Raw genomic sequence first — 22,213 nt, 5'->3', positions numbered from 1 at the left:
CTGTGGCACATGTGACCATTGAGCCCAGTGTCGCTTCAGGTGCCGACGCTCTCGGCGACCGAGCCATACCCCCCATGCACACCAGGAATGGGATACACATGTCCATAGCGAGTCACACCACCGCGCGCCGCCTGCTGGGGACGGGTGCCGCGGCACTCGCCCTCTGCGCCGCCTCGGTCGCCGCCGCCTCCGGCGCCTGGGCCCACGAGACCCCCGGCGGCGACGGCTGGAAGTCCGGCGGTACGTACAAGCCGGGCACCGGCGCCGGCACCGAGACCGGCACCGACCGCTGCGAGTTCTCCCTCGACGGCACGCAGTTCTTCTCCTCCGTCAAGGTCGACGACCAGAACCTCAAGCCGACCGCGGACGGCAAGGCGCACATCACCGTGCGCGCCGCCGGTGACGCGTCGACCTGCACCGCGTCGCTCGCCTCCTACCTCGCCCACGGCGCCACCTTCGCCAGCTCCGGCAAGCAGGTCTTCGTCGGCTTCGACACGGTGACCGTCAAGCCGGGCGCGACCGACACCCTCGACATCGTCGTCCCCGACGCCGGCTGCTTCGCACAGGTCGACCTCTACCGCGGCGCGGTCAGGTTCGACGGCAAGCTGGACGCCGAGGACGGCTTCGAGCACGGCAACCTGCCCGAGGGCCCGAACGGCGCGGTCATCAAGGACAAGCTGATCGCGGCCTGGAACGGCGGCACGAAGGACTGCACCGCCGCGGAGTCCGAGCAGCCGGCCCCCTCCACCCCCGCCGAGACCACCCCGGCGACCAGCGAGACGACCCCGGCGTCGTCCACGGAGACGACCCCGGCCGCGGACGGGTCCACCCCCGCCGCGGACGAGTCCACCCCGGCCGCGGACGCCTCCGAGTCGGCCACGGACACCGCCGCGGCCGCCGCCACCCCGGACGGCGGCAGCAAGGACCTCGCCGAGACCGGCGGCGGCGGCAACACCGGCGTCATCGCCGGCGGCGCCGCGGCCCTCCTGGTCGGCGGCGCGGCCATCGTCATGGCGACCAAGCGCCGCCGCACGGCCCGCTCCTGACCCACCCGGGCTTCGGCCCCGACGCCCCGGTCCCCTCGCGTCGAGGGGCCGGGGCGTCGTGCTGCAGGGCGCGCTCCCCGCCGCTGCGGGCACGCTCACCCGTACGGCCCACCGCGCTGGCCGGCTCGTACCCCCGGTGATCCGGTGGAGGGACGGACTCCCGAACCATCCGCCGGAGGCACCCGATGATCCGAGCCCGCACCCTCCTCGCCTCCGCCCTGTCCGCCGCCACCCTGCTGATCGCGTCCGGCTGTCTCAGCGCGGACGAGGGAGCACCGCACGCCCCGATCGGCCCCGTCTCGTCCGCGGCGGCCACCGCCCCTTCCGCCCGCGCCTCCTCGTCCGCCACCGCCGCGCTCACCGACGACCAGGCCCGTGCCGCCCTCATCACGGACACCGACCTGGGCGGCCCCTGGATCCCGACCCAAGGCGCCGCGACCTGGCGGGACGGACTGCTGAAGGCGAAGACCCCCGCGGGCGAGTGCCAGCGGCTGCTGGACGCCCTCTACGCCGACGAGCTCCTCGGCGCCCCCGCCCGCGCGGTCACCGGCCTCGACGACTCCGACACCGGCGCTCAGCTGCGCTACCAGGTCTCCGCCCAGCCGGCGAAGGCCGTCGACGGCGTGCTGGCCTGGTTGAAGACGCTGCCGCAGGCGTGCGCGCGGTTCACGGCCACGACCACCACGGGCGCCGTCCAGGACGTCTACGTCACCGACGCGCCGCTGCCCGAGGCCGGTGACGCCCGGCAGGGACTGCGGGTGACGCTCACCGCGGTGACCGGGCCGAAGGGCGAGCCGCTCGACAACGATCCCGCCACCCTCTCCCTGGACGTGGCCGTGGTGCGGGTCGGCGGGGACGCGTTCGCCTTCACCAACGGCGGCATGGGCGACGTGCCGAACGACGCCACCCAGGCGGCCGTGCAGCTCGGCGTACAGCGCTTGGCGGACGTCCGCAGACAGGGCCGCGCCCAGGTCTGACGGCCGCGCGGCCGCACGGCCGCGGGCACGCCGTCGCTCCTCAGAGCGGCGGCTGCGCGGGCGCCGGCCCCAGGGTCGTCGTACCGGGCGCCGTGCGGTGCCCCAGGCCCGTCCGGTAGGCGTCCAGCGCCGCCTCCACCCGCCCGGTGCGGCGCAGCAGGTCGCCGAGCATCCGGCACAGGTCGGCGAGGTCGCCCGCGGCTCCCGCCCGCTCCAGCAGGCTCAGCGCGCGCACATAGTGTTCCTCGGCGGCCTCGGTGTCGCGGGCGTCCTCGGCGATGATGCCGAGCAGCCGGTGGGCGCCAGCCGCGTGCACGGCGCCGCGCTCGGACGAGAGGTCGCCGAGGACGCCGTTCAGCAGGTCGGCCGCCTCCCCGGACCTGCCCCGCCGGTGCAGCACGTCGGCGAGTTCGACGGCGACCTGGCTGCTGTAGAGGGCGGCGCGCTTGGCGGAGAGCATGGCCAGGGCCTCGCGCAGTTCGCCCTCCGCCCGCTCCAGATCGCCGTTCTGCGCGCAGACGTAGCCGCGCATCCAGTGGCAGTTGGCGAGCTCGGTCCGGAGCTGGAGCTGCCGGTAGAGCTCGGCGGCCTTCACCAGCGAGGCGTCGGCCTCGGCGACCCGGCCCTCGGCGAGCAGGGTGCGCGCGACCGAGCGGTGCATACGGGCGAGCAGCGCCGGATCCGCGACCTGGGGCGCGAGGGCGAGGGCGAACTCGGCGGCCTGGGCGGCACGGGCGTGGGCGCCCATGTCCATGTAGGGGCCGATGGCGGAGGCGTACAGCAGGAGCAGCGCGTCGGGGTCGTGCAGTCCGCCGCGGTTGAGCTCGTCGAGCGTGGACTCCAGCAGGTAGACGGCGTACCGGAGTTCACCGGCGAGGTAGTGGGAGACGGCCCGTCCGCGCAGCGCCGGTGCCCGGACGGGCAGCGGATGCCCGGTCAGACACGCCTCGGCCCGCTCGAAGTACTCCCGGGCCGACACCAGGTCGCCGGTCTCGATCCCGCACTCGCCGAGCCCGAGCAGCGCGGCGGCCCGCACCTCGGTCAGCCCCTGCGGCTCGGCCTCCGCGAGCAGGGCGGAGTACCGCCGCGCCGCCTCCTCGGCCTCGCCGGTAGCCAGGGTGCGCTGGGCCTCGGTCAGCCGCAGCCGCAGATCGGTGACGAGCCGGGCGGAGCGTCCGGTGGCCAGCTCCGAGAAGTCGACGCCGAGCCGTTCGGCGAGGTGCCTGAGCGCCTCGTCGGAGGGCCGCACCCGGCCGGCCTCCAGAGTGGAGATGTAGGCGGGGGTGTAGGTCGGCTCCGCCAACTGCCGCTGGGTCAGGCCGCGTTCGCTGCGCAGTCGCTGCACTCTGCGTCCTATGACCTCGGGTTCGTCTCGATCCCCCATGCCTGGACTCCCCCAACTACCCCTGTGCCTCTTGCCGTTAGGCCATGACACGCCCTAGGTTAAACCGCGAATTAAGCATGCTTAACACTTCACTGTCGTCGTTGCGAGGTCACCGTGCAGGGACGCACTTCCACGCGTTACGCCAGAGGCCTGGCCGCGGCCGTGCTCGCCGCGGCGACCCTCGTCATCGCGGCGAACGCGGGACCGGCACGGGCCGTGGACCGGGAGGCCGGGGTCACCCGGCCCGTGGACGGCCCGCAGGGCTCCGTCCACCGGGTCGGCGCCCCCGCCGAGGACCGCTGAGTCTCACGTCACTCACACGTCCCTCAGGCATCTCACGCCTCTCTTACCCCCCGGTTCACTTGGATGTCAGTGCCATGACCTAGCCTGCGCAGTCTGATTCCACTTTCGTTCCGGGGGGTTCGAAACATCGTGCGCAGACGCACTCTTCCGGTAGCAACGGCACTCGCCGTCGTCTTCAGCTCCGTCGCGCTCGTCGCGACCGGCGCGGGGTCGGCAGCGGCCGACTCCAGCACCTCCCTGTCCCTTCGGTCGACCGGCGACATGGTCGTCGACGGGGTGCACCACCGGATCTTCATCAGCGACCCGACCAGCGGTCAGATCGTGGTGACCGACTACGCGGGCCAGGTCGTCAGGACGATCGGCTCGCTGCCCGGAGTCCTCGGACTGGAACTGTCCGCCGACTCCGCCACCCTCTACGCGGCCGTGGGCGACGCCGACGCGATCGCCGCCGTCGACACGGCGACCGCGACCGAGACCCACCGCTACTCCACCGGCACCGCCGACCCGCAGTACCTCGCCCGGGCGGGCGGCAAGCTGTGGTTCGGTTACGGCGGCGCCGCCCACGGCGACATCGGCTCGCTGGACCTCACCGGCGCCGAGCCGGTCGTCACGCTCGCCCAGAACACCGGCCGTTCCTGGTACTCCGCCCCGATCCTGGACGCCTCCCCCGGCGCCCCGGACACGCTCGTCGCGGGCGCCGTCGGCCAGAGCCCGATCGAGCTCGCGGTGTACGACGTCTCCTCGGGCACCCCGGCGCAGACCGCGTACGCCTTCGACCCGGGCAGCACCGGCGGCGGCAACCTCGCCGACCTGGCGGTCACCCCGGACGGCAAGGACGTCGTCACGGCCAGCGGCTACCCGTACTACCAGCCGGTCTACAAGCTCACGGACCTGTCCAAGGACGGCAAGTACGTGACGAACCCGTACCCGAACGCGGTGGACATCGCGCCGAACGGCGATGTCGCGGCGGGTACCTCCTCCTCGTACGAGCCGGACGTCCACGTCTTCAAGCCCGGCACCTCGCTGCCGCGCCAGCAGTTCGAGCTCGGCGGAAGCCTCGCCCCGCGCGGCGTGGCCTGGGCGCCGGACAGCAGCAAGCTGTTCGCGATATCCACCACCGGCAGCGGCTACGCGCTGCGCGTGTACGACGACCCGACCAAGGTCGCCGGCACGCTGACGGCCAACGCTCCGGCCACCGCCGCCCCCGGCAAGGCGCTCGCCGTCACGGGCACGCTGACCTCCACGGTCGCGTTCCCCGCGGACGCCACGGTCACCGTCACCCGCACCGACGAGGAGTCCCCCGCGGGCAAGGTGCTCGGCACGGCCACGGTCGCCGCCGACGGCACCTACACCTTCACCGACACCCCGCAGACCGAGGGCACGGCGACGTACTCCGTCGCCTACGCGGGCGACGCCGACCACCTCGGCGCCGACGCCTCGGCAGCCGTGGCCGTCTCCAGGACCGCCACCACGCTGACGGCCACCGCGCCGGCCACCGCCACCCGCGGCAAGGCGCTCACCGTCACGGGCGCGCTGACCTCCGCGGCCGCGTTCCCCGCGGGCACCACGGTCACCGTCACCCGCACCGACGAGGAGTCCCCCGCGGGCAAGGTGCTCGGCACGGCCCCGGTCACGGCCACCGGCGCCTACACCTTCACCGACACCCCGCCGTCCGGCGGCAAGGTCACGTACTCCGTCGCCTACGCGGGCGACGCCGACCACACCGGCGCCGGCGCCTCGGCCGCGGTGACGGTCTCCAAGAGCGCCACCACGCTGACGGTGAACAACACCGGCAAGGTGTACGCCTACGGCGCCGACGTGACGTTCACCGCGCACCTCGGCAGCACCTACAAGAACCGCACGGTGGAGATCTGGGCCGACCCGTACGGCTCCGACAAGCCCAACGTCCTGGTCAAGCGGGGCACGGTGAACTCCAGCGGCAACTTCACCGCCGCGGTCCACCTCACCCGCGACACCAAGGTCACCGCGAAGTTCCTGGGCGACTCCCGGACCGCCGCGACGCTGTCGGCGGCCTCCACGGTCTACACCCAGGTGAAGGTCTCGACGGCGCTCAGCGGCGCCTACAGGACCGCGCGGGCGTGGAACCAGACGTACGCCTACTTCCACAGGACCAAGGACCCGGTCGTCACCACGACGATGACCACGTACCCGGGCCGCAAGTACCAGATGCAGATCCAGCAGTACTCCGGCGGCGCCTGGCACACCACGTACTCCGGGTACTGGACGCTGGGCTCCACCGGCAAGGACGCGCTCACCCTGGGCGGCTCCCCGGCCGTCAACAGCCGCTTCCGGGTCCGCTCCAACTACGTCGACACCGCGTCCAAGGACAACGTCAACGCGACGACGTACGGCGCCTGGAAGTACTTCGTCTACACCAAGTGATCCCGTAGGCGCGGGGGTTACGGCCCAGGACCGTCACCCCCGCGTCTGCAGTTCTTCCAGCCGCCGCTGGACATGCCCGAGCGCGCCCTCGCGCCTGCCGGGCACCCGGCCGCGCAACTGCGCGAGCGCGGCGCCCAGTTCACGGGAGCGGGCCGGGTCGCGGAGCTGCCCCCACTGATGGTGGGCCCGGTCCACGGCCGCCTCCACCGCCGGGGCGTCCGGGGCCTGACCGGCCGCCAGCCGGGCCCCGGCCACCGCGAGCCAGGTACGGCAGCTGCGCTCCGCGTCCCCCGCGAACATCGCCAGATCGGCCCGGACCTCCGCCCAGTGCAAGGCGTCGTCCGAGGCCGGCCCGTGGGCCAGTACGGCCGCCCGCTCCCAGCGCGCGGCGAGCGCGTCGGCCTCGGCGTGCCGGCCGGACTGCACGGCGGCCGTCAGGGAGGCGTGCGGATCGCCGGCCACCGGCGCGTGCACGGCCAGCGCGACACCCGCCCCCTGCCCCTCGCCGGCCAGTCTGTCCCAGGCCTGCTGGTGCAGCCGCTCCAGCGCCGGCCGGTGCCCGCTGCGCAGAATCGTCGCGACCGCCTTCATGTACGCGGGCACGGCCACCGCCCGGCGGGCCGGCGGCGGCGCGATCCGCCCGTAGACGGCGGTGGTGCGCCCGCAGTCCAGCGGCGCGGTCCGCAGGTGCTCCCAGGTCTCGGCGTCCGCGTGCAGGTCGAGCACGAGCGTCGTGGTGCCGGGCGCCCGCAGCCGCAGCTCCTCCCGGAACCAGTGCCAGGGGAACGCCGTGTAGCGCACGCTCGCCGGGGTGGTGCGGGCGAGCGCCAGATGGGGCAGGTGCTGACGGCGGTCGAGCTGGAGCTGGCCGGTCACGAACACGGTCAGCGGGCCGGGGGCCGCCGCGGCCGCGCGCAGCCGGGTGAGCACCGCCTGCGGCTCCAGCGGGTCGGCCAGCTCGACGACGTTCGCGGTGTCCGCGCCGGCCAGTACCGCGGGCGGCACCGCCGCGAGCACGGGGAGCACGGACGCCGCGTCCACCAGACACCCCTTGCCCACGGGTGAGGCCGCGAGCAGCAGCACGGTTCCGGGCATGGTCCCTCCCCCTGTCGATCACCTACGGCAGCACCGTAACGGCTGCGGCTGCAAAGGGTCGGGTCAGGACGGCGAATGTCCGTCCCAGGGGGTCTCGCCGTCGCCGACCCGCGGTCGTACGGCGAAGATCGTCGTGTCGTCGCCCAGGCGCCCCGCGCAGTGCTGGAGCGTGCCGTCCCGGACGAAGCCGACCAGGCGGGCGGGAACGGTGACCCGCGGGTCCAGGGCGAGCGCGCGGGACACCTCGTCGGCGAGCGGGTAGAACACCCCGGCCCGGTCCCGGGCCTCGGTCACCCCGTCCGTGACCAGCAGCAGGGTCTCGCCGGGCGCCAGCGACACCCGGCGCACCGTGGGCGGTCCCCCGGCGCCCACCAGGTCGCCCAGGCCCAGCGGCAGCCCGTCGCCCTCCGGCAGGGCCCGCACCCCGTCGGGCCCCACGGCCAGCGGCGGCTCGTGGCCGAAGACGGCCAGTTCCACCGTCGGGGGACCGGACAGCGGGAAGCCGATGAGCACGGCGGTGGCGAAGCGGTCGCCGTCGTCGCGGCCGAGCGACCTGGCGTGTTCGCGGTGGCGCAGCATCCGCGTCTCCAGGCGCGCGGCCACCGTCGCCAGTTCCGCCTCGTGGTAGCCCGCCTCGCGGAAGGTGCCCAGCAGCGCGGCCGCCGCCTCCACCGCGAACAGCCCCTTGCCCTGGACGTCGCCGAGCAGGACCCGGGTGCCGTGCGGCCCGGGCTGGATGTCGTAGAAGTCGCCGCCGACCCTGGCCTCGCTGTCGGCCGCGAGGTAGACGGCCGCGTGCTCCAGGCCGCCCCAGACCGGCGGCAGCGGGCGCAGCACGGTACGGCGGGTGGTCTCGGCGATGTGCGTCATGTGCACCATCCGCCCCTCGCCGCGCGCCCGGATCGCGCAGGCCATGACGGCGAGGGCGCCACCGACGGCGATGAGGATGAAGTCGGGCCAGCCGGTCTTGAACTGGTGCGGCCAGACGCTGTCCACGGCGAGGTAGGTGAGGAGCCCGAGTGCCGCGAACACGGCCGTGCTCCACACCCCGCAGAGGGCGGCGGCGATGGCCGGCACGAGCACGATCCAGGAGACGGTACGGAACTCGCCGCCGGTGCCGAAGTCGGTCAGCGCGATGCCGACGAGCAGCAGCAGCGGCGCCAGCCAGCCGACGCTGACCCCGCCCACCCGCAGCAGGTCGAACCGGAGCGGGGCGTCGAGGCGCCCGGCCCGGGCGTACCGGACGAGCCTGTCTAGCCGCCTCCGGGCACCGTCACTCACGGTGCCCAGCGAAACATGAGGGTCGGGGTGTTGCATCTCCGCCGACTTGCCAGCACCCCTGCCCAGGTGTGCGCTGGTAGCGGGGGGTCGAGGGAGAGGAGTGCTCTCATGGCTCATGCGGCACCCGCGCGCAGAACACGTGGATCCGGCGGATCCATGGACGTCTTCGGTGAACGGACCCACAGGACGGCGGAGTGGGCGATACCCGTCGTGCTCGGGCTCGTCTACGGCTACTGGGCCGCGGCCAACCGCCGCGACGGCGGTCCCATCACGGGCGGGAACCTGCTGTTCGGCTTCGTGACGACGATCGCCTTCGTCGCGCTGTGGATGGCGATACGCAGGATCACCCCGTTCATGCGGCGTGAACTGCACGCCCTGGTGTGGGCCGCGTTCGCGGGCAGCGCGTTCGGCTTCCTGTTCAGCCAGACGGGCGCGACGGTCTGGCGGTCCGTGGGCTGGTCGCTGGCGATCGCGGCGGTCTGCTTCGTGGTGATGTTCTACCGCTACTACACGCACGAGGACGCGGCGGGCCGTCGGATCTCCTGACTCCGGCTCGAGCGGGACGGCGAATGGACCCCGGCTGTGGCCGGGGCCCATTCGTTTCCCTCATCCCTCCACTCACCGGGCGACGGGAGTTGCCGTCCGCGCCGCCCGACGAGGCCTCGGACGTGTTCAGCAGTACGGCACGCGTGCGCCGTACGTGAACACGAAGCCGGCCGGGGCCCAGGCCCGGACGCCGGAGAGCCAGTACCAGTACGGGTTGCCGTTGAAGCCCGGCCCCAGCGCCACGCACCGCACGCTGTCCTGGAAACCGGGCGGCAGGCGGTTCACCACGGGCGAGAAGGACGTGGGCAACTGCCGCACGTCCAGGAGGCCGGGGGCCACGACGACGCCCAGCGTCCAGGGACCGACGAACGCTCCCCCGCCGCCACCGTGTCCTCGGGCGAGGGTCGGCGGGGCTGCCGTCGCGGTGGTGCCCGCCGCCGTCACGGCGAGGATGCCACTGGTGAGCAGGGCCGCGGCCAGGGTCCGCAGGGCCGTAGTGGTGCGCATGATCGACCTCCTTCTCCCCTGAACCAGGAAACACCCCTCCGGGTGAACCCTCCACCGGAGAGCGGATCGCCCAGTTCCGCCAAGGGGACCCCGTTCGGCGGGACCTGTGCACCCGTCCGCAGTCACCCCGCTCGCGCTCCGCGGGCGCGGGCCCTTCCCTGGAAGCGTGTCCCGCCCCCTGCGTTCCGCCCTGTCGGCCGTGCTGATCGCGCTGGCGTGCCTGCTGGCACCGCTCGGCGCGCTGTCGGCGTGGGCCGCGTACGGGCTGACGGACACCGACCGGTACGTCACCGCGATGGCGCCGCTGGCCGACGACCCGGACGTCCGCGAGGCCGTCGCGGACACCGTCGGCGACGGCATCATGCGCGAGGTGGACCGGCGCAGGACGGTGGTGCGCCCGCTGCGCGGCACGGTGGCGCCGTTCGTGCACGAGGCGGTGCGCTCGCTCACCCGGACGGAGGCCTTCCGCACCGCCTGGAACGAGGGCAACCGGGCCACCCACGACGCCGTCCTGCGCGCCCTGCGCGGCGAGCGGGACCGTACGGTCACCGTCGACCTCGCCCCGGTCACCGTCGAGGTCAAACGTCATCTCGTCGACGCCCACGTGGCGTTGGCGGACCACATCCCGGTCCGGCACGCGCGCGTCCCCGTGCTCGCGGCCGAGGACCTGGGCCGCCTCCGGAAGGGGTACGGCGTGCTCGAGGTCGCCGGCTTCTGGCTCCCCGTCGCCGCGTGCGTCTTCGCCGTCGCCGGCATCGGCCTCGCCGTCCGCCGCCGCCGGGCGGTCACCGCGACCGGCCTGGGCACCGCGGCCGGCGGCGCGCTGCTGGCCCTCGCGGTCGCCCTCGGCCGCCGGCTGACCCTGGACGACCTGCCCGCGGAGGTCTCGCACCGGGCGGCGGGCGCGGTCTACGACGCCCTCACGTCCACCCTGCGTACGGCCGCGTGGCTGTTGCTGGCCCTGGGGCTGACGGTGGCGGTCGGCGCCCGGCTCGCCCGCCGCCACCTCGCCCGCCGCCGTGCCTCGGCGGCGGCGTCCGCCGCGGCCCAGCCGCAGGAACCGACCCGCGCCCGCATCTGACACCCCCGAAGACCGCCCGCCCCCCAACCCCGCGCCACGGCACCGGCCTTCACGCCCCGCCTTCGCCCCGCGCCTTCACGCCGCGCCTTCGCTCTCCGCCTTCACGCCCCGACTTCGTCCCGCGCCTTCGTCCCCGCCCGCTCACCTTCCGCCCGCTCGCCCTCCGCCCGTGCGTGCCGTCTCGGCCAGGGTCCGCAGCGCTCGCGTCAGCTCGGCCTCGGAGACGGAGGCGAGACCGAGCCGCACCGCGTCCGGGGTCCGTCCCGGGTCCACGGCGAAGGCGGGTCCCGGCGTGACGGCGATCCCGTGCGCGGCCGCGGCGGCCGTGAAGGTGTCGGCGCGCCAGGGCGCGGGCAGGTCCCACCAGGCGAAGCAGGAGTGCGGGTCGGTCCGCACGGTGAAGCCGGCCAGCTCCCGCGCGACGATGTCCTGCCGCCTCGCCGCGTCCGCGCGCTTGGCCGCCACCAGCCGCCGCACCGTGCCGTCCCCGGCCCACCGCACGGCCGCCTCCAGCGCGAACCGCCCCGCGCTCCAGCCCCCGGAACGGACCGCCGCGGCCACGGCCTCCACCCGCCCGGGCGGTACGACGAGGAAACCGGCGGTGAGTCCGGGCGCGACCCGCTTGGACAGACCGTCGACGACATGGGTCAGCCCCGGGGCACCGGCGGCGAACGGGGTGTCCCCGGGGCGCAGGAAGGACCAGACGCGGTCCTCCACGACGGGCAGCGCGAGGTCGGTGACGGCCCGCGCGATCCGCCGCCGTCGCTCGGGCGGGGTGGTGACCGACGTCGGGTTGTGCAGCGTCGGCTGGAGGTAGAGCGCGGACAGGGGAGCGGAGCGGTGGGCGGCGGCGAGGGCCTCCGGGCGCAGCCCGTCCGCGTCGGTGGACAACGGGACCAGGACGATGCCCAGCCGGGCGGCGATCTCCTTGACCAGCGGATACGTCAGCTCCTCGACCCCGACCCGGCCACCGGGGCGGGCCAGGGAGGCGAGGGCTGCGGCGACGGCCTGGCGCGCGTTGCCGGTGAAGAGGAACTGCGCGGGGTCGGGGCGCCAGCCCGGGGCGGCCAGCAGGGCGGCCGCGGCGGCGCGGGCCTCGGGGGTGCCGGCGGCGGCCGCCGGACGCAGCGACTCGGCCAGCACGTCGGGCCGCAGCAGTGGCGCGAGTGCTGGCGCGAGCAGCTCGGACTGGCCGGGCGCGGAAGGGTAGTTGAGCTCCAGGTTGACCGGCGCGCGGGCCGTCTCCTCGGTCAGCGCGCGCCCGGCGGGCCCCGCCGCAGCGGCCCGGACGAAGGTGCCGCGACCGACCTCGCCCACCACCAGTCCGCGCCGCACGAGTTCGCCGTACACCCGGCCCGCCGTCGACCCCGCGATCCCGTGCCGTCGCGCGAACAGCCGCTGCGGAGCCAGCCGTTGGCCGGGCCTGAGCCGCCCGGCGGTGATGTCGTCGGCTATGCGGTCCGCTATGCGCCGGTAGTCGTCCATCCGAGCCCCCACTGGATTGCACCGAGGGCAAAGATCTTATTGCACCGAGCAGTTGACGCGTCCTAAGGTCGAACACATGCCGCCCTTCCTCGCGTACGAGGACAAAGGACCGGATATCCACCCGGCTCCCGAAGTCCCCGGCACCTCCCACGCCCCTCGTGGCCCCCGTCCTCCCCGCGTCCCCCTCGTACTCGTCCACGGCCACCCCTTCGACCGCTCGATGTGGACCCCGCAGATCGAGGCGTTCTCGGCCGGGCGCCGTGTCGTCGCCCCCGATCTGCGCGGCTACGGCGCCTCACCGGTGGTCCCCGGCCGCACCCCGCTGTCCGACTTCGCCCGGGACGTCGAGGCGCTCCTGGACGACCTGGAGGTGGACACCTTCGTCCTGGCCGGCCTGTCGATGGGCGGCCAGATCGCGATGGAGTGCCAGGACCGCTTCGGCGACCGCGTCCAGGGCCTGGTCCTCGCGGACACGTTCCCGGGGGCGGAGACCCCCGAGGGCAGAGTCGTCCGCAACGCCATGGCGGACCGGCTGCTGCGCGAGGGCATGCGCGGCTACGCCGACGAGGTCCTGGAGAAGATGGTCGCCCCCGGCGCGCCCCAGGCCGTCAAGTCCCACGTCCACCGCATGATGACGGCCACGCACCCCGAGGGCGCCGCCGCCGCGCTCCGGGGCCGCGCCGACCGCCCCGACTACCAGGACGTGCTGACCCGCGTGACGGTCCCCGCCCTGGTCGTCGTCGGCGCGGACGACACGTACACCCCGGTCGCGGACGCCGAGTCGATGCACGCGCTCCTGCCCGACTGCACGCTCCGGGTGATCGAGGGCGCGGCCCATCTGCCGAACCTGGAACGGCCGGCCGAGTTCAACGCGGCACTGGAGGCGTTCCTGACCCGGGTGGACGCACTGCCGTGGAGCACGGACGCCGGACGGGGGCGCCGGACGGGGTGCCGGACACGGACGCCGGACAAAGGGGTGCCGGACACGGCGCGGGGCGCGGCCGCAGCACGCTCCACCGGCGCGAACGAACCGAACAAGACACCCATAATGGGCCCATGTCGCGAGAGTTCCGCACCGGCCTGACCCCTCCCGACTGGCTGGTCCGGAACCTCCGGCCCCGGCAGGCCCCGGTCAACCGCGCCGCCGCCGTCCGCGCCTCGATCGCCATGGCGCTCCCGCTGGCCGTCGGACTCGCCGCCGGCCGGCCCGACTACGGCGCCCTCGCGTCCATGGGCGCCATGTCCGGCGTCATCAGCGACACCGCCGACGCCTACCGGCTGCGGATCCTGCACATCGCGGTCCCCCAGCTGTTCGGCGCCGTCGGCGTCACCCTCGGCAGCCTCGTCCTCGGCCACGGCTGGGTCGCCGTCGCCACCCTCACCGGCATCGCGCTCGTCTCCGGGATGATCTCGACGATCGGTGCCGTGGCCTCCGCGTCGGGCCTGGTCCTGCTGCTGAACTCGGTGATCGGCGCGGGCCTGCCGCTGCCCGGCGCCTGGTGGCTGGCGCCGATCCTGATGTCCGGCGGCGGACTGCTGGTGCTGCTCCTCGCCCTGCTCTTCTGGCCGCTGCGCTCCGGGGTGCCGGAACGGGCCGCGGTCGCCGACAGCTACCGCGCCGTCGCCGATCTGCTCGCCGCCTGCGGCGGCGAGGTGCCCGGCGAGTACGACGCGGCCCGGCGCGCCGTCACCGAGTCGCTGAACGAGTCGTACGACGTCATCCTCGCCCGCCGCACCCACCAGCACGGCCGCAGCCCCGACCTCACCCGGCTGCTCGCGCAGCTCAACGCCGTCACCCCGGTGATAGAGGCCGCCCCGGCCGCCCACCAGAGCGGCCACCGCCTCGCGCCCCCGGTCGCGGAGACGGTACTGCGGCTCGCGGTCGCCGTGGAGAGCGGCCGCACCGGCCCGACGCCGATCGACCTGCCCACCCCCACCGACGAGGCCGGCCGCGCCGTCGAGCACGCCGTGCGCCACGCCGCCGAGGTCGTGGCCGCCCCCGACGTGGACCTGCTCGGCCCCGTCACCGCCCCGGCGCCGCCCGGGCACGGCCCCGTCGTCGTCCCGGTCACCGTCTCCGCCGTTCCCACCACCGCGCTGCACGTCCGCGCCGCCCGGGCCGCCCGTGCCGCCGCCCTGTCCGCCGCCGCCTGGCGCTACGGTCTGCGGCTGGCCCTGTGCATCGGGCTCGCCCAGGTCCTGGTCTCGACCATCCCGGTCCCCCGCTCCTACTGGGTCGCCCTCACCATCACCTTCGTCCTCAAGCCCGACTTCGGCTCCGTCTTCTCCCGGGCACTGCTGCGCGCGCTGGGCACGGTGGTCGGGCTGGCCGTCGCGGCGGCGGTGCTGACACAGGTGCCGCGCGGCTGGTGGGACGTACCGACGATGATGCTGCTGGCCCCGCTGATCCCGATCCTGACGCCGCGCGGCTACGGCTACCAGACGGCGGCCATCACCCCGGTGATCCTGCTGCTCTCCGACATCCTCAACCACCTGGGCACGGCCCTGCTCCTGCCGCGCCTGGTGGATTCCCTGGCGGGCTGCGCGATCGCGCTGGTGGCGGGCTACCTCCTGTGGCCCGAGAGCTGGCACACCCGGGTCGGCGACCGCCTGGCGGACGCGGTCGCGGACACCGCCCGCTACGTCGAGTCCGCGTTCGGCGCGGGAACGGCCCCGGCGGTCCGCGCCCGGATGCGCCGCCGCCTCTACCGCGACCTGTCCGACGTCCGTACGGAGTTCCAGCGCGCGCTGACCGAACCGCCGCCCGTCGGCCGGCGCGCCGCCGCCTGGTGGCCGCTCGTCGTCGCCGTGGAACGCATCGTGGACGCCACGACCGCGGCCCGGGTCCGCGTGAAGCACGGGGCCGCGGCGCCGTCACCGGCCGAGGTGTCCCAGGTGGCGCGCCAGCTGGGAGAGCTGTCCGCGGGCCTGCGGGAGGCGAAGACCCTGATCGCCGTCCGCAGTGACCTCACGGGACCGGCGGACAGCGTCCTGGAACCGGTGCGCCAGGAGGTCGCGGCGGCCAGGGCGATCGCGTCCCCGCACTGAGCGGCGGGCGTCGAGAGTACGCGGGCGCGGACCCGTCGCGAAGCGGTGAACGAGAGTGAACCCATCGGCGCGGCAGGGGTGTTAACCATGGGGGCGGCACGGCCGGGGACACGGTGTTGACACAGCGGCCCGACGTTGCTCACCCCACCCCAAGATCACCACCTGGGGCCGCTAACCTTACGTGTCCGTCCTGGCCAGGGATTAACGGGCATCAACTCACGCGAAGGGTTGCGCACATGGGCATTCTGACTCTCCTGCGGAACGCATTCGGCCGCTCACGCAAGGATCACGCCGCCGAGACAAAGGGTGCGGAGCAGACCTCGCAGGAGACGGTCCCCACTCAGGAACCGGCGGCCCCCTCCGAGGAGCCGGCATCGGAACCCACGGCAACCGCCCAGGTCCCCGAGCCGCGCAGCACGTCCGAGCAGGACGAACACGAACTGGTGGCGGCGGCCTTCGACAACGTGACGGTCCCGAAGCCGACGGAGTCACCGGAGACCGAACCGACGACCGAGCCCGAGGCAGAGCCGACGGCCGAGGCCGCACCGGAGGCCGAGGCCGCACCGGAGGCTGAAGCGCAGACCGAGCCGGTCGCCGAAGCCGCACCGAAGGTTGAAGCGGAGACCGAGCCGGTCGCCGAGGCAGAGCCGACGGCTGAGGCCACGCCGGAGACCGAGCCGGTCGCCGAGCCTGAGGCCGAGCCGGTGGCTGAAGCCGAGCCGGTCGCCGAGGTCCCCTCGGAGCCGGAGACGGAGACGGCAGCGGTGGCCGAGACCGAGCCGACGCCGGAGCCGGAGACCGAGCCGGTCGCCGAGACCGAGCCTGCGGCCGAGCTGCCCTCGGAGCCGGAAGCCGAGCCGACGCCGGAACCGGCGCCGGAAGCCGAAGCCGAGCCGGAGGCCGAGGCGCCTTCGGAGCCGGCGGCGGAGGCCGAGGGCACGGACGAGTCCGAGCCCGAGACTGCGGCCGAACCGGCCGCCGAGGTCACGCCCGCGGCGGACCCCGAGCCCACGACCGAGCCGACGGCCGAAGCGGAACCCGAGCCTGAAGCGGAAGCGGAACCCGTCACCGAACCCGAGCCGGTCGCGGCCGCTCCCGAGCCGGAGCCCGAGCCGGAGCTCACGTCGGAGCCCGAGCCCGAGCTCACGTCGGAGCCCGAGCCCGAGCCGGAGACGGCTCCCGAGCCCGAGGCCGAAGCCGAGCCCGCCGCCCCGCTCACCGCCACCGCTCCCGGGCTCGCCAGCGCCCACGGCGCCGCCACCGCCGCCCTGGCGAACGCCGGCCTCACCGGCACCCGGGCGAAGCTGTACCTCGTGCTCGACCGCTCCGCGTCGATGCGCCCCTACTACAAGGACGGCTCCGCCCAGGCCCTCGCCGACCAGGCCCTCGCCCTCGCGGCGACCCTGGACGCCGACGCCACGGTGCACGTCGTCTTCTTCTCCACGGAGGTGGACGGCACCGCCGACCTCACCCTCGCCGACCACGAGAACCGGATCGACGAGCTGCACGGCTCCCTCGGCCGCATGGGCCGTACGAGCTACCACGCGGCCGTGGAGGCGATCGTCGCCCACTACGAGAAGTCCGGCACGACGGACCCCGCCCTGGTCGTCTTCCAGACCGACGGCGCCCCGGACGCCAAGACCCCGGCGACCCAGTCCCTCGCGGACGCCGCGAAGAACAACCCGTCCCTCTTCTTCTCCTTCGTCGCCTTCGGCGACCTGGAGAACAAGGCCTTCGACTACCTCCGCAAGCTGAACACCGGCAACGCGGCCTTCTTCCACGCGGGCCCGACCCCGCGCGAGCTCACGGACGCCGAGCTGTACGAGGGCGTACTGGCCGCCTGGCGTCCGTAACCACCGCCCGCCCGGCCGCACCGCCGGGCACCACCCGCGCCGTCCGCTTCCCACCCCTTAAAACGGGAGGCGGGCGGCGCACCCGTTTCGGCTACGATTTCAAGGTTCAGAGACGACCAGAGAACCGACGATCGTCACCCCACGTAGCGACTTGGGAGCAGCCCGCGATGGCTCGACACCTCATCACCAGCGCCCTTCCGTACATCAACGGGATCAAGCACCTGGGCAACATGGTGGGGTCCATGCTCCCGGCGGACGTGTACTCCCGGTACCTCCGCCAGCGCGGCCACGACGTCCTCTACATCTGCGCGACGGACGAGCACGGCACCCCCGCCGAGCTCGCGGCCAAGGAGCAGGGCCTGCCGGTGGCCGAGTTCTGCGCCCAGGCGCACGACGCGCAGAAGGCGGTCTACGACGGCTTCGCGCTCGCCTTCGACTACTTCGGCCGCAGCTCGTCCCCGGAGAACCGGGACATCACCCAGCACTTCGCCCGCAAGCTGAACGAGAACGGCTTCATCGAGGAGCGGGCGATCCGCCAGGTGTACTCCCCGGCCGACGGCCGCTTCCTGCCGGACCGCTATGTCGAGGGCACCTGCCCGCACTGCGGCTACGACAAGGCCCGCGGCGACCAGTGCGAGAACTGCACCCGCGTGCTGGACCCGACCGACCTGATCAACCCGCGCTCCGCGATCTCCGGCTCCACCGACCTGGAGGTCCGCGAGACCAAGCACCTCTTCCTCCTCCAGTCCAAGCTCCAGCACGAGGTCGAGGCCTGGGTCGCGCGCCACGAGGCGGACTGGCCGCAGCTGGCCTCCTCGATCGCCCGCAAGTGGCTGACCGAGGGCCTGCACGACCGGGCGATCACCCGTGACCTGGACTGGGGCGTGCCGGTCCCGGCCGACACCTGGCCGGAGCTGGCGGCGGAGGGCAAGGTCTTCTACGTCTGGTTCGACGCCCCGATCGAGTACATCGGCGCGACGAAGGAGTGGGCGGACCAGGACCCGGAGAACCGGGACTGGAAGTCCTGGTGGTACGAGGCCGACGACACCGTCCGCTACACACAGTTCATGGCCAAGGACAACGTCCCGTTCCACACGGTGATGTTCCCCGCCACCGAGCTCGGCGTGCGCGAGCCGTGGAAGAAGGTCGACTACGTCAAGGCCTTCAACTGGCTGACGTACTACGGCGGCAAGTTCTCCACGTCCCAGAAGCGCGGTGTCTTCACCGACCAGGCGCTGGACATCCTCCCGGCCGACTACTGGCGCTACTTCCTGATCGCCAACGCCCCGGAGTCGGACGACTCGTCCTTCACCTGGGAGCACTTCACGGCGACCGTGAACAAGGACCTGGCCGACACCCTGGGCAACTTCGTCAACCGGGTGCTGTCCTTCTCCCGCAAGCGCTTCGGCGACGACGTCCCGGCGGGCGGCGAGCCGGGCGAGGCGGAGGCGCGTCTGGGCGAGGAGATCGCCCGGCTGCTCGCCGAGTACGAGTCCCAGATGGAGGCCCTCCAGTTCCGCAAGGCCGCGGCGGCGCTGCGCGCCCTGTGGTCGGCGGGCAACTCCTACCTGGAGGAGAAGGCCCCCTGGCTGGAGATCAAGACCGACAAGGACGGCGCGGCCCTCACCCTGCGCACGGCGATGAACCTGATCCACCTCTACTCGGTGGTCTCGGAGCCGTTCATCCCGGCGTCGGCGGCGACGATGCGCGCGGCCTTCACCCTCCCCGACGACACGGCGGCCTGGGTCACCGAGGCCGAGGCGAAGTCCCTCACCGCGGTCCCGGCCGGCACCCCGTTCACGGTTCCCCCGGTCCTCTTCGCCAAGCTCACGGACGAGGACCTGGAGACGTACAAGGAGCGCTTCGGCGGTTCGCCGGAGTAGCCACGGCTCTTCCGACAGCGGGCCCGGTGACGTCGTGCGGCGTCACCGGGCCCGCTGTGCTGCGTCACCGCATCGGTCCGCTACGACGCCGACGCGGACGGGGTGGCCGAGGCGCTCGGCTGCGGCGGGGCGCCCTCGCCGTCGTTGGTGGCGTCCGGGTCGACGCCCACCGTGATCGACCCGTGGACACCCCGGGCGATGTCGCGCTTGTCGTACTTCAGCTTGAGCAGGCCGCCCTGGGTGCCGCTCTGGTCGTAGATCGTGTCCTCGGTGAGCGTGGTGCGCTCGGTGGTGTTGGCGGAGTACGGCGCCACCTCGGCGGAGGCGAGGACCGACTCCTCGTCGAAGAAGAACTGGCCGGTGTGGCAGGTGTGCCCGCCCTCGTAACCGGCGTCGGTCCACTCGCCGTCCACGTGCACCTTGACGTGGATGTGCACGCAGCGACCCCGGTACCAGCCCGGGAAGACGGTCTTGAAGGTGACGTGACCGTGCCGGTCGGTCCGCCAGGTGCCGCGCAGATAGCGGGTGTCGTCGGTGGGCTCCTGGTGCCCGCCGGGGTTGCCGCCGCCGGGGCCGCCCGTAGGCGGTTCGCCGGTGGGCGTGCCGGTCGGGGGCTCACCGGTGGGCGCGGGGCCGCCACCGCCGCTGCCCTGGCTCTCGTAGCCGGAGTAGACACCGGAGGCGTCACAGTGCCAGATGTCGACGGCGGCGTTCCGGACCGGCCTGCACGTCTCGGAGTCGATCACCTTGAGGGCGAGCAGCAGCGGGATGCCCTCCCGGTCCTCGGTGACGTCCCGGCGGATCTTGTCCGCGTCGATGTAGTACGGGCCTTCGACGGCTTCGGAGGTCAGCCGGTAGCAGGCCTCGGCGCCGCTCGTGGCCGCGGCCGGCGCCGGTCCGCCGCCACCCGCCTCACTGGCGAAGGCGTCCGCCGCGAACGCGCCTGCCAGACTCACCGCGGCGACCGCTCCGGTGCCCGCGACGACGACCTTGCGGCGTGTCAGTTCCCTTGATTCCGGCAGCCCTTGGGGCTCCTGATTCTCTGTCATGCGCCGGAAAGCTAGGGAGGCAGCCTGTCAGCGAGCTGAGAAAAGGACGCTCTTTGCCCTGTCCGGGCGAGGAGGGCCGGAAATCACCTCCGGGACAACGCGACCTCGTGACAGTCGCGTTCGGGCCGATCCGACCGCCGCACGGCCATGGACGATCTCCCTACATCGGTATAGGTTTCAAAGATCTTGCACAAAGGGGGAGAAAGTCATGGCACTTTTCGGCAACGCGCACACCGTCGACCCGGCGCAGGCGCAGCAGGACTACGCCCGTCTGCTGGGGCAGGGCGAGCAGGTGCACGCCGCGTTCCTGCTGATCCGCGACACCATCCTGTTCACCGACCGCCGTCTGATCCTGGTCGACAAGCAGGGCATCACCGGCAAGAAGGTCGAGTACCACTCGGTCCCGTACCGCAGCATCACCCACTTCGCGGTGGAGACGGCGGGCACGTTCGACCTCGACGCCGAGCTGAAGATCTGGATCTCCGGTTCGTCGGTCCCGATCGAGAAGACCTTCACCAAGGGCGTGGACATCTACGAGGTCCAGGCGATCCTGACCCAGTTCGTGGCGAAGTAGCCCGCCGGCGGTCCGGCACACCGAAGAGCGCCCGGGACGGTGACGTCCCGGGCGCTCTTCCCGGTCCGGCCGCGATCGCCCCGGAGCCGGGGCGGTCCGGACTACGCCGCCGAGGCCGACGCCCCCGGCTGCACCGCGTCGTCCGTGCCGTCATGGGTGGCGTCCGGGTCCACGCCCAGGGTCAGGGAGGCCTGCACCCCCTTCGCGATGTGCTTCTTGTCGTACTTCAGCTTGAGCAGGCCGCCCGCGGTGCCGCTCTGGTCGTAGATCGTGTCCTCGGTGAGCGTGGTGCGCTCGGTGGTGCTGGTGGAGTACGGCGCCACCTCGGCCGAGGCCAGCACGGCCGCCTCGTCGAAGAAGAACTGGCCGGTGTGGCAGGTGTGCCCGCCCTCGTAACCGGCGTCGGTCCACTCGCCGTCCACGTGCACCTTGACGTGGATGTGCACACAGCGACCCCGGTACCAGCCCGGGAAGATCGTCTTGAAGGTGACGTGACCGCTGCGGTCGGTCCGCCAGGTGCCGCGCAGATAGCGCTCGTCGTCGGTCGGCTCCTCGTGGCCACCGCCACCGGTGCCGCCGGAGGGCGCGCCGGACGGGGGCTCACCCGTGGGAGTACCGGAGGGGACGTCGGTCGGCGCGCCGCCGGCGCCGGTGGACAGGCTCTCGTAACCGGAGTAGATGCCCAGCGCGTCGCAGTGCCAGATGTCGACGGCCGCGTTCTTGATGGGCTTGCAGGTCTCGGAGTCGATCACCTTGAGGGCCAGGGTCAGCGGGATGCCTTCCTTGTCCTCGGTGATGTCCTTACGGATCTTGTCCGCGTCGATGTAGTAGGGACCCTCGGTGGTCTCCGAGGTGAGCTTGTAGCAGGTCTCCGCGGCGGTGGCCGACGCGGTCGAGCCGGTGGCCGGCTCGCCGGCGAAGGCGGTCACGGCCACGCCGCCGCCCACGCTCGCCACGGCCACGGCCGCTCCGCCCGCCACGACGACCTTGCGCCGGGTCATGCTCCGCTTGTGTGCTGGTCCTTGGTTTCCCGTCATGGGCGGTGACGTTAGGCACGGGCCCTGTCAGGAGCGTGGGGAAGGACTGTGCGTTGCCATGTGCGTGCAAAAGGGGCCAGGGAGTGGCTCCTCCGGAAGACCGGCGGTCATCTCAGGACCCTGGAGTGAAAGTCGCCACAGCGGATACGTATGGTTCTCGCCATGCCAGTCCCTGAGGTCATTCCGATCGCTTACGAGCCGCAGGGCCGTACCCAGGCCGTCGGCCGCTACGCGGACGGACAGTTCCTGGGCTCGGTCACCTATGCCTTCCCCGAGAAGTACCGTCCCGACGACGGCTGGGAGGTGCACAAGCGCCTGTACTCGGTGCTGCATCTCTTCGACGCCGACGGCCGCTACCGCGACTCGGAGATCTGGTGCGCCGGCACCTGGGCCGAGCAGCAGCGGTCCCCGCACGGAGGAACGTCGGTGCTCGCCCACGCCCGCGCCCACCTGGCGACCAAACTCCGCAGCCTGCCCCGGCGCACCTACACGGACATCGCGGTCCGTCCCTTCCGAGTCACCGTCGACGGCGTGCTGTTCGGCCTGCTGACCGGCGAGGACGAGGGCGAGGCCTGGGCCGAGCTCTACCCGGACCACCTCGGCTTCGGCGCGCCCTGGGACGGGCGGTACGACACCTAGGACCTGAACGGCGAAGGGGGCC

Annotated in this window: 18 protein-coding genes and 1 pseudogene; 12 read left to right on the top strand and 7 right to left on the bottom strand. The window is 73.3% G+C overall.

The features are described 5' to 3' along the window. Window positions 1-98 precede the first annotated feature (98 nt). Window positions 99-1,046 carry an LAETG motif-containing sortase-dependent surface protein gene (locus ACZ60B_RS03950; RefSeq protein ID WP_469383918.1) on the top strand — a complete coding sequence of 316 codons (948 nt, stop codon included), beginning with the start codon at window positions 99-101 and terminating at the stop codon, window positions 1,044-1,046. A gap of 185 nt (window positions 1,047-1,231) precedes the next feature. Beyond that, complete coding sequence (locus tag ACZ60B_RS03945) at window positions 1,232-2,023, top strand: hypothetical protein (RefSeq protein WP_469383916.1); 792 nt, start codon at window positions 1,232-1,234, stop codon at window positions 2,021-2,023. 40 nt (window positions 2,024-2,063) lie between these two features. On the opposite strand, the gene ACZ60B_RS03940 is transcribed toward ACZ60B_RS03945, so the two are convergent. After that, window positions 2,064-3,407, bottom strand: coding sequence for a helix-turn-helix domain-containing protein (locus tag ACZ60B_RS03940; RefSeq protein ID WP_469383914.1), 1,344 nt, complete (start codon window positions 3,405-3,407; stop codon window positions 2,064-2,066). 114 nt (window positions 3,408-3,521) lie between these two features. Between ACZ60B_RS03940 and ACZ60B_RS03935 the strand changes: the two genes are divergently transcribed. Then, entirely contained in the window at window positions 3,522-3,710 is a 189-nt protein-coding gene (locus ACZ60B_RS03935; RefSeq protein WP_469383912.1) for a hypothetical protein, read from the top strand. Between the two features lie 129 nt (window positions 3,711-3,839). Next, window positions 3,840-6,113 carry an Ig-like domain repeat protein gene (locus tag ACZ60B_RS03930; RefSeq protein ID WP_469383911.1) on the top strand — a complete coding sequence of 758 codons (2,274 nt, stop codon included), beginning with the start codon at window positions 3,840-3,842 and terminating at the stop codon, window positions 6,111-6,113. A gap of 33 nt (window positions 6,114-6,146) precedes the next feature. On the opposite strand, the gene ACZ60B_RS03925 is transcribed toward ACZ60B_RS03930, so the two are convergent. Both ACZ60B_RS03925 and ACZ60B_RS03920 read right to left on the bottom strand, forming a co-directional pair. Next, entirely contained in the window at window positions 6,147-7,208 is a 1,062-nt protein-coding gene (locus ACZ60B_RS03925; RefSeq protein ID WP_469383910.1) for a hypothetical protein, read from the bottom strand. 63 nt (window positions 7,209-7,271) lie between these two features. Further along, window positions 7,272-8,489: a PP2C family protein-serine/threonine phosphatase gene (locus ACZ60B_RS03920; RefSeq protein WP_469383909.1), complete on the bottom strand. Its 1,218-nt coding sequence runs from the start codon at window positions 8,487-8,489 to the stop codon at window positions 7,272-7,274. 108 nt (window positions 8,490-8,597) lie between these two features. On the opposite strand from ACZ60B_RS03920, the gene ACZ60B_RS03915 reads away from it, so the two are divergent. Further along, entirely contained in the window at window positions 8,598-9,035 is a 438-nt protein-coding gene (locus ACZ60B_RS03915) for a hypothetical protein (protein ID WP_469383907.1), read from the top strand. 126 nt (window positions 9,036-9,161) lie between these two features. On the opposite strand, the gene ACZ60B_RS03910 is transcribed toward ACZ60B_RS03915, so the two are convergent. Next, window positions 9,162-9,542 carry an SH3 domain-containing protein gene (locus ACZ60B_RS03910; protein ID WP_469383906.1) on the bottom strand — a complete coding sequence of 127 codons (381 nt, stop codon included), beginning with the start codon at window positions 9,540-9,542 and terminating at the stop codon, window positions 9,162-9,164. A gap of 166 nt (window positions 9,543-9,708) precedes the next feature. On the opposite strand from ACZ60B_RS03910, the gene ACZ60B_RS03905 reads away from it, so the two are divergent. After that, window positions 9,709-10,623, top strand: coding sequence for a hypothetical protein (locus ACZ60B_RS03905; RefSeq protein ID WP_469383905.1), 915 nt, complete (start codon window positions 9,709-9,711; stop codon window positions 10,621-10,623). Between the two features lie 141 nt (window positions 10,624-10,764). On the opposite strand, the gene ACZ60B_RS03900 is transcribed toward ACZ60B_RS03905, so the two are convergent. Next, entirely contained in the window at window positions 10,765-12,108 is a 1,344-nt protein-coding gene (locus ACZ60B_RS03900) for an aminotransferase-like domain-containing protein (RefSeq protein WP_469383904.1), read from the bottom strand. Window positions 12,109-12,184: 76 nt separating this feature from the next. On the opposite strand from ACZ60B_RS03900, the pseudogene ACZ60B_RS03895 reads away from it, so the two are divergent. From ACZ60B_RS03895 to metG, 4 genes and pseudogenes are all read left to right on the top strand, one after another. Further along, window positions 12,185-13,012, top strand: a pseudogene (locus ACZ60B_RS03895) (alpha/beta fold hydrolase); the annotation flags it as partial. Window positions 13,013-13,164: 152 nt separating this feature from the next. Continuing rightward, window positions 13,165-15,156 carry an FUSC family protein gene (locus ACZ60B_RS03890; RefSeq protein ID WP_469383903.1) on the top strand — a complete coding sequence of 664 codons (1,992 nt, stop codon included), beginning with the start codon at window positions 13,165-13,167 and terminating at the stop codon, window positions 15,154-15,156. A 236-nt stretch (window positions 15,157-15,392) separates the two neighbouring features. After that, entirely contained in the window at window positions 15,393-17,009 is a 1,617-nt protein-coding gene (locus ACZ60B_RS03885) for a VWA domain-containing protein (RefSeq protein WP_469383902.1), read from the top strand. Between the two features lie 167 nt (window positions 17,010-17,176). Beyond that, complete coding sequence (gene metG / locus ACZ60B_RS03880) at window positions 17,177-18,892, top strand: methionine--tRNA ligase (protein WP_469383901.1); 1,716 nt, start codon at window positions 17,177-17,179, stop codon at window positions 18,890-18,892. A gap of 80 nt (window positions 18,893-18,972) precedes the next feature. Here the strand turns inward: metG and ACZ60B_RS03875 are convergent, their stop codons facing one another. Next, on the bottom strand, window positions 18,973-19,941 hold the full coding sequence (locus tag ACZ60B_RS03875; RefSeq protein WP_469383900.1) for an intradiol ring-cleavage dioxygenase: 969 nt from the start codon (window positions 19,939-19,941) through the stop codon (window positions 18,973-18,975). Window positions 19,942-20,149: 208 nt separating this feature from the next. Between ACZ60B_RS03875 and ACZ60B_RS03870 the strand changes: the two genes are divergently transcribed. Continuing rightward, complete coding sequence (locus ACZ60B_RS03870) at window positions 20,150-20,515, top strand: PH domain-containing protein (protein WP_469383899.1); 366 nt, start codon at window positions 20,150-20,152, stop codon at window positions 20,513-20,515. Between the two features lie 101 nt (window positions 20,516-20,616). Here the strand turns inward: ACZ60B_RS03870 and ACZ60B_RS03865 are convergent, their stop codons facing one another. Continuing rightward, on the bottom strand, window positions 20,617-21,552 hold the full coding sequence (locus tag ACZ60B_RS03865) for an intradiol ring-cleavage dioxygenase (RefSeq protein WP_469383897.1): 936 nt from the start codon (window positions 21,550-21,552) through the stop codon (window positions 20,617-20,619). A 162-nt stretch (window positions 21,553-21,714) separates the two neighbouring features. Between ACZ60B_RS03865 and ACZ60B_RS03860 the strand changes: the two genes are divergently transcribed. Continuing rightward, the gene (locus tag ACZ60B_RS03860) at window positions 21,715-22,191 is read left to right on the top strand and encodes a hypothetical protein (RefSeq protein WP_469383896.1); all 477 of its coding nucleotides are present in this window, start codon (window positions 21,715-21,717) and stop codon (window positions 22,189-22,191) included. The last annotated feature ends 22 nt before the right edge of the window (window positions 22,192-22,213 follow it).

The organism is Streptomyces sp. NPDC104096, assembly GCF_055584385.1.
This window is presented reverse-complemented; position numbering and strand designations above follow the sequence as displayed.

Bases quoted from the DNA above. Each gene is read 5' to 3' on its own strand.
- ACZ60B_RS03950 (WP_469383918.1), top strand. From the start codon at position 99: ATGTCCATAGCGAGTCACACCACCGCGCGCCGCCTGCTGGGGACGGGT.
- metG (WP_469383901.1), top strand. From the start codon at position 17,177: ATGGCTCGACACCTCATCACCAGCGCCCTTCCGTACATCAACGGGATC.
- ACZ60B_RS03945 (WP_469383916.1), top strand. From the start codon at position 1,232: ATGATCCGAGCCCGCACCCTCCTCGCCTCCGCCCTGTCCGCCGCCACC.
- ACZ60B_RS03940 (WP_469383914.1), bottom strand. From the start codon at position 3,407: ATGGGGGATCGAGACGAACCCGAGGTCATAGGACGCAGAGTGCAGCGA.
- ACZ60B_RS03875 (WP_469383900.1), bottom strand. From the start codon at position 19,941: ATGACAGAGAATCAGGAGCCCCAAGGGCTGCCGGAATCAAGGGAACTG.
- ACZ60B_RS03860 (WP_469383896.1), top strand. From the start codon at position 21,715: ATGCCAGTCCCTGAGGTCATTCCGATCGCTTACGAGCCGCAGGGCCGT.
- ACZ60B_RS03890 (WP_469383903.1), top strand. From the start codon at position 13,165: ATGTCGCGAGAGTTCCGCACCGGCCTGACCCCTCCCGACTGGCTGGTC.
- ACZ60B_RS03885 (WP_469383902.1), top strand. From the start codon at position 15,393: ATGGGCATTCTGACTCTCCTGCGGAACGCATTCGGCCGCTCACGCAAG.
- ACZ60B_RS03915 (WP_469383907.1), top strand. From the start codon at position 8,598: ATGGCTCATGCGGCACCCGCGCGCAGAACACGTGGATCCGGCGGATCC.
- ACZ60B_RS03910 (WP_469383906.1), bottom strand. From the start codon at position 9,542: ATGCGCACCACTACGGCCCTGCGGACCCTGGCCGCGGCCCTGCTCACC.
- ACZ60B_RS03925 (WP_469383910.1), bottom strand. From the start codon at position 7,208: ATGCCCGGAACCGTGCTGCTGCTCGCGGCCTCACCCGTGGGCAAGGGG.
- ACZ60B_RS03870 (WP_469383899.1), top strand. From the start codon at position 20,150: ATGGCACTTTTCGGCAACGCGCACACCGTCGACCCGGCGCAGGCGCAG.
- ACZ60B_RS03900 (WP_469383904.1), bottom strand. From the start codon at position 12,108: ATGGACGACTACCGGCGCATAGCGGACCGCATAGCCGACGACATCACC.
- ACZ60B_RS03865 (WP_469383897.1), bottom strand. From the start codon at position 21,552: ATGACGGGAAACCAAGGACCAGCACACAAGCGGAGCATGACCCGGCGC.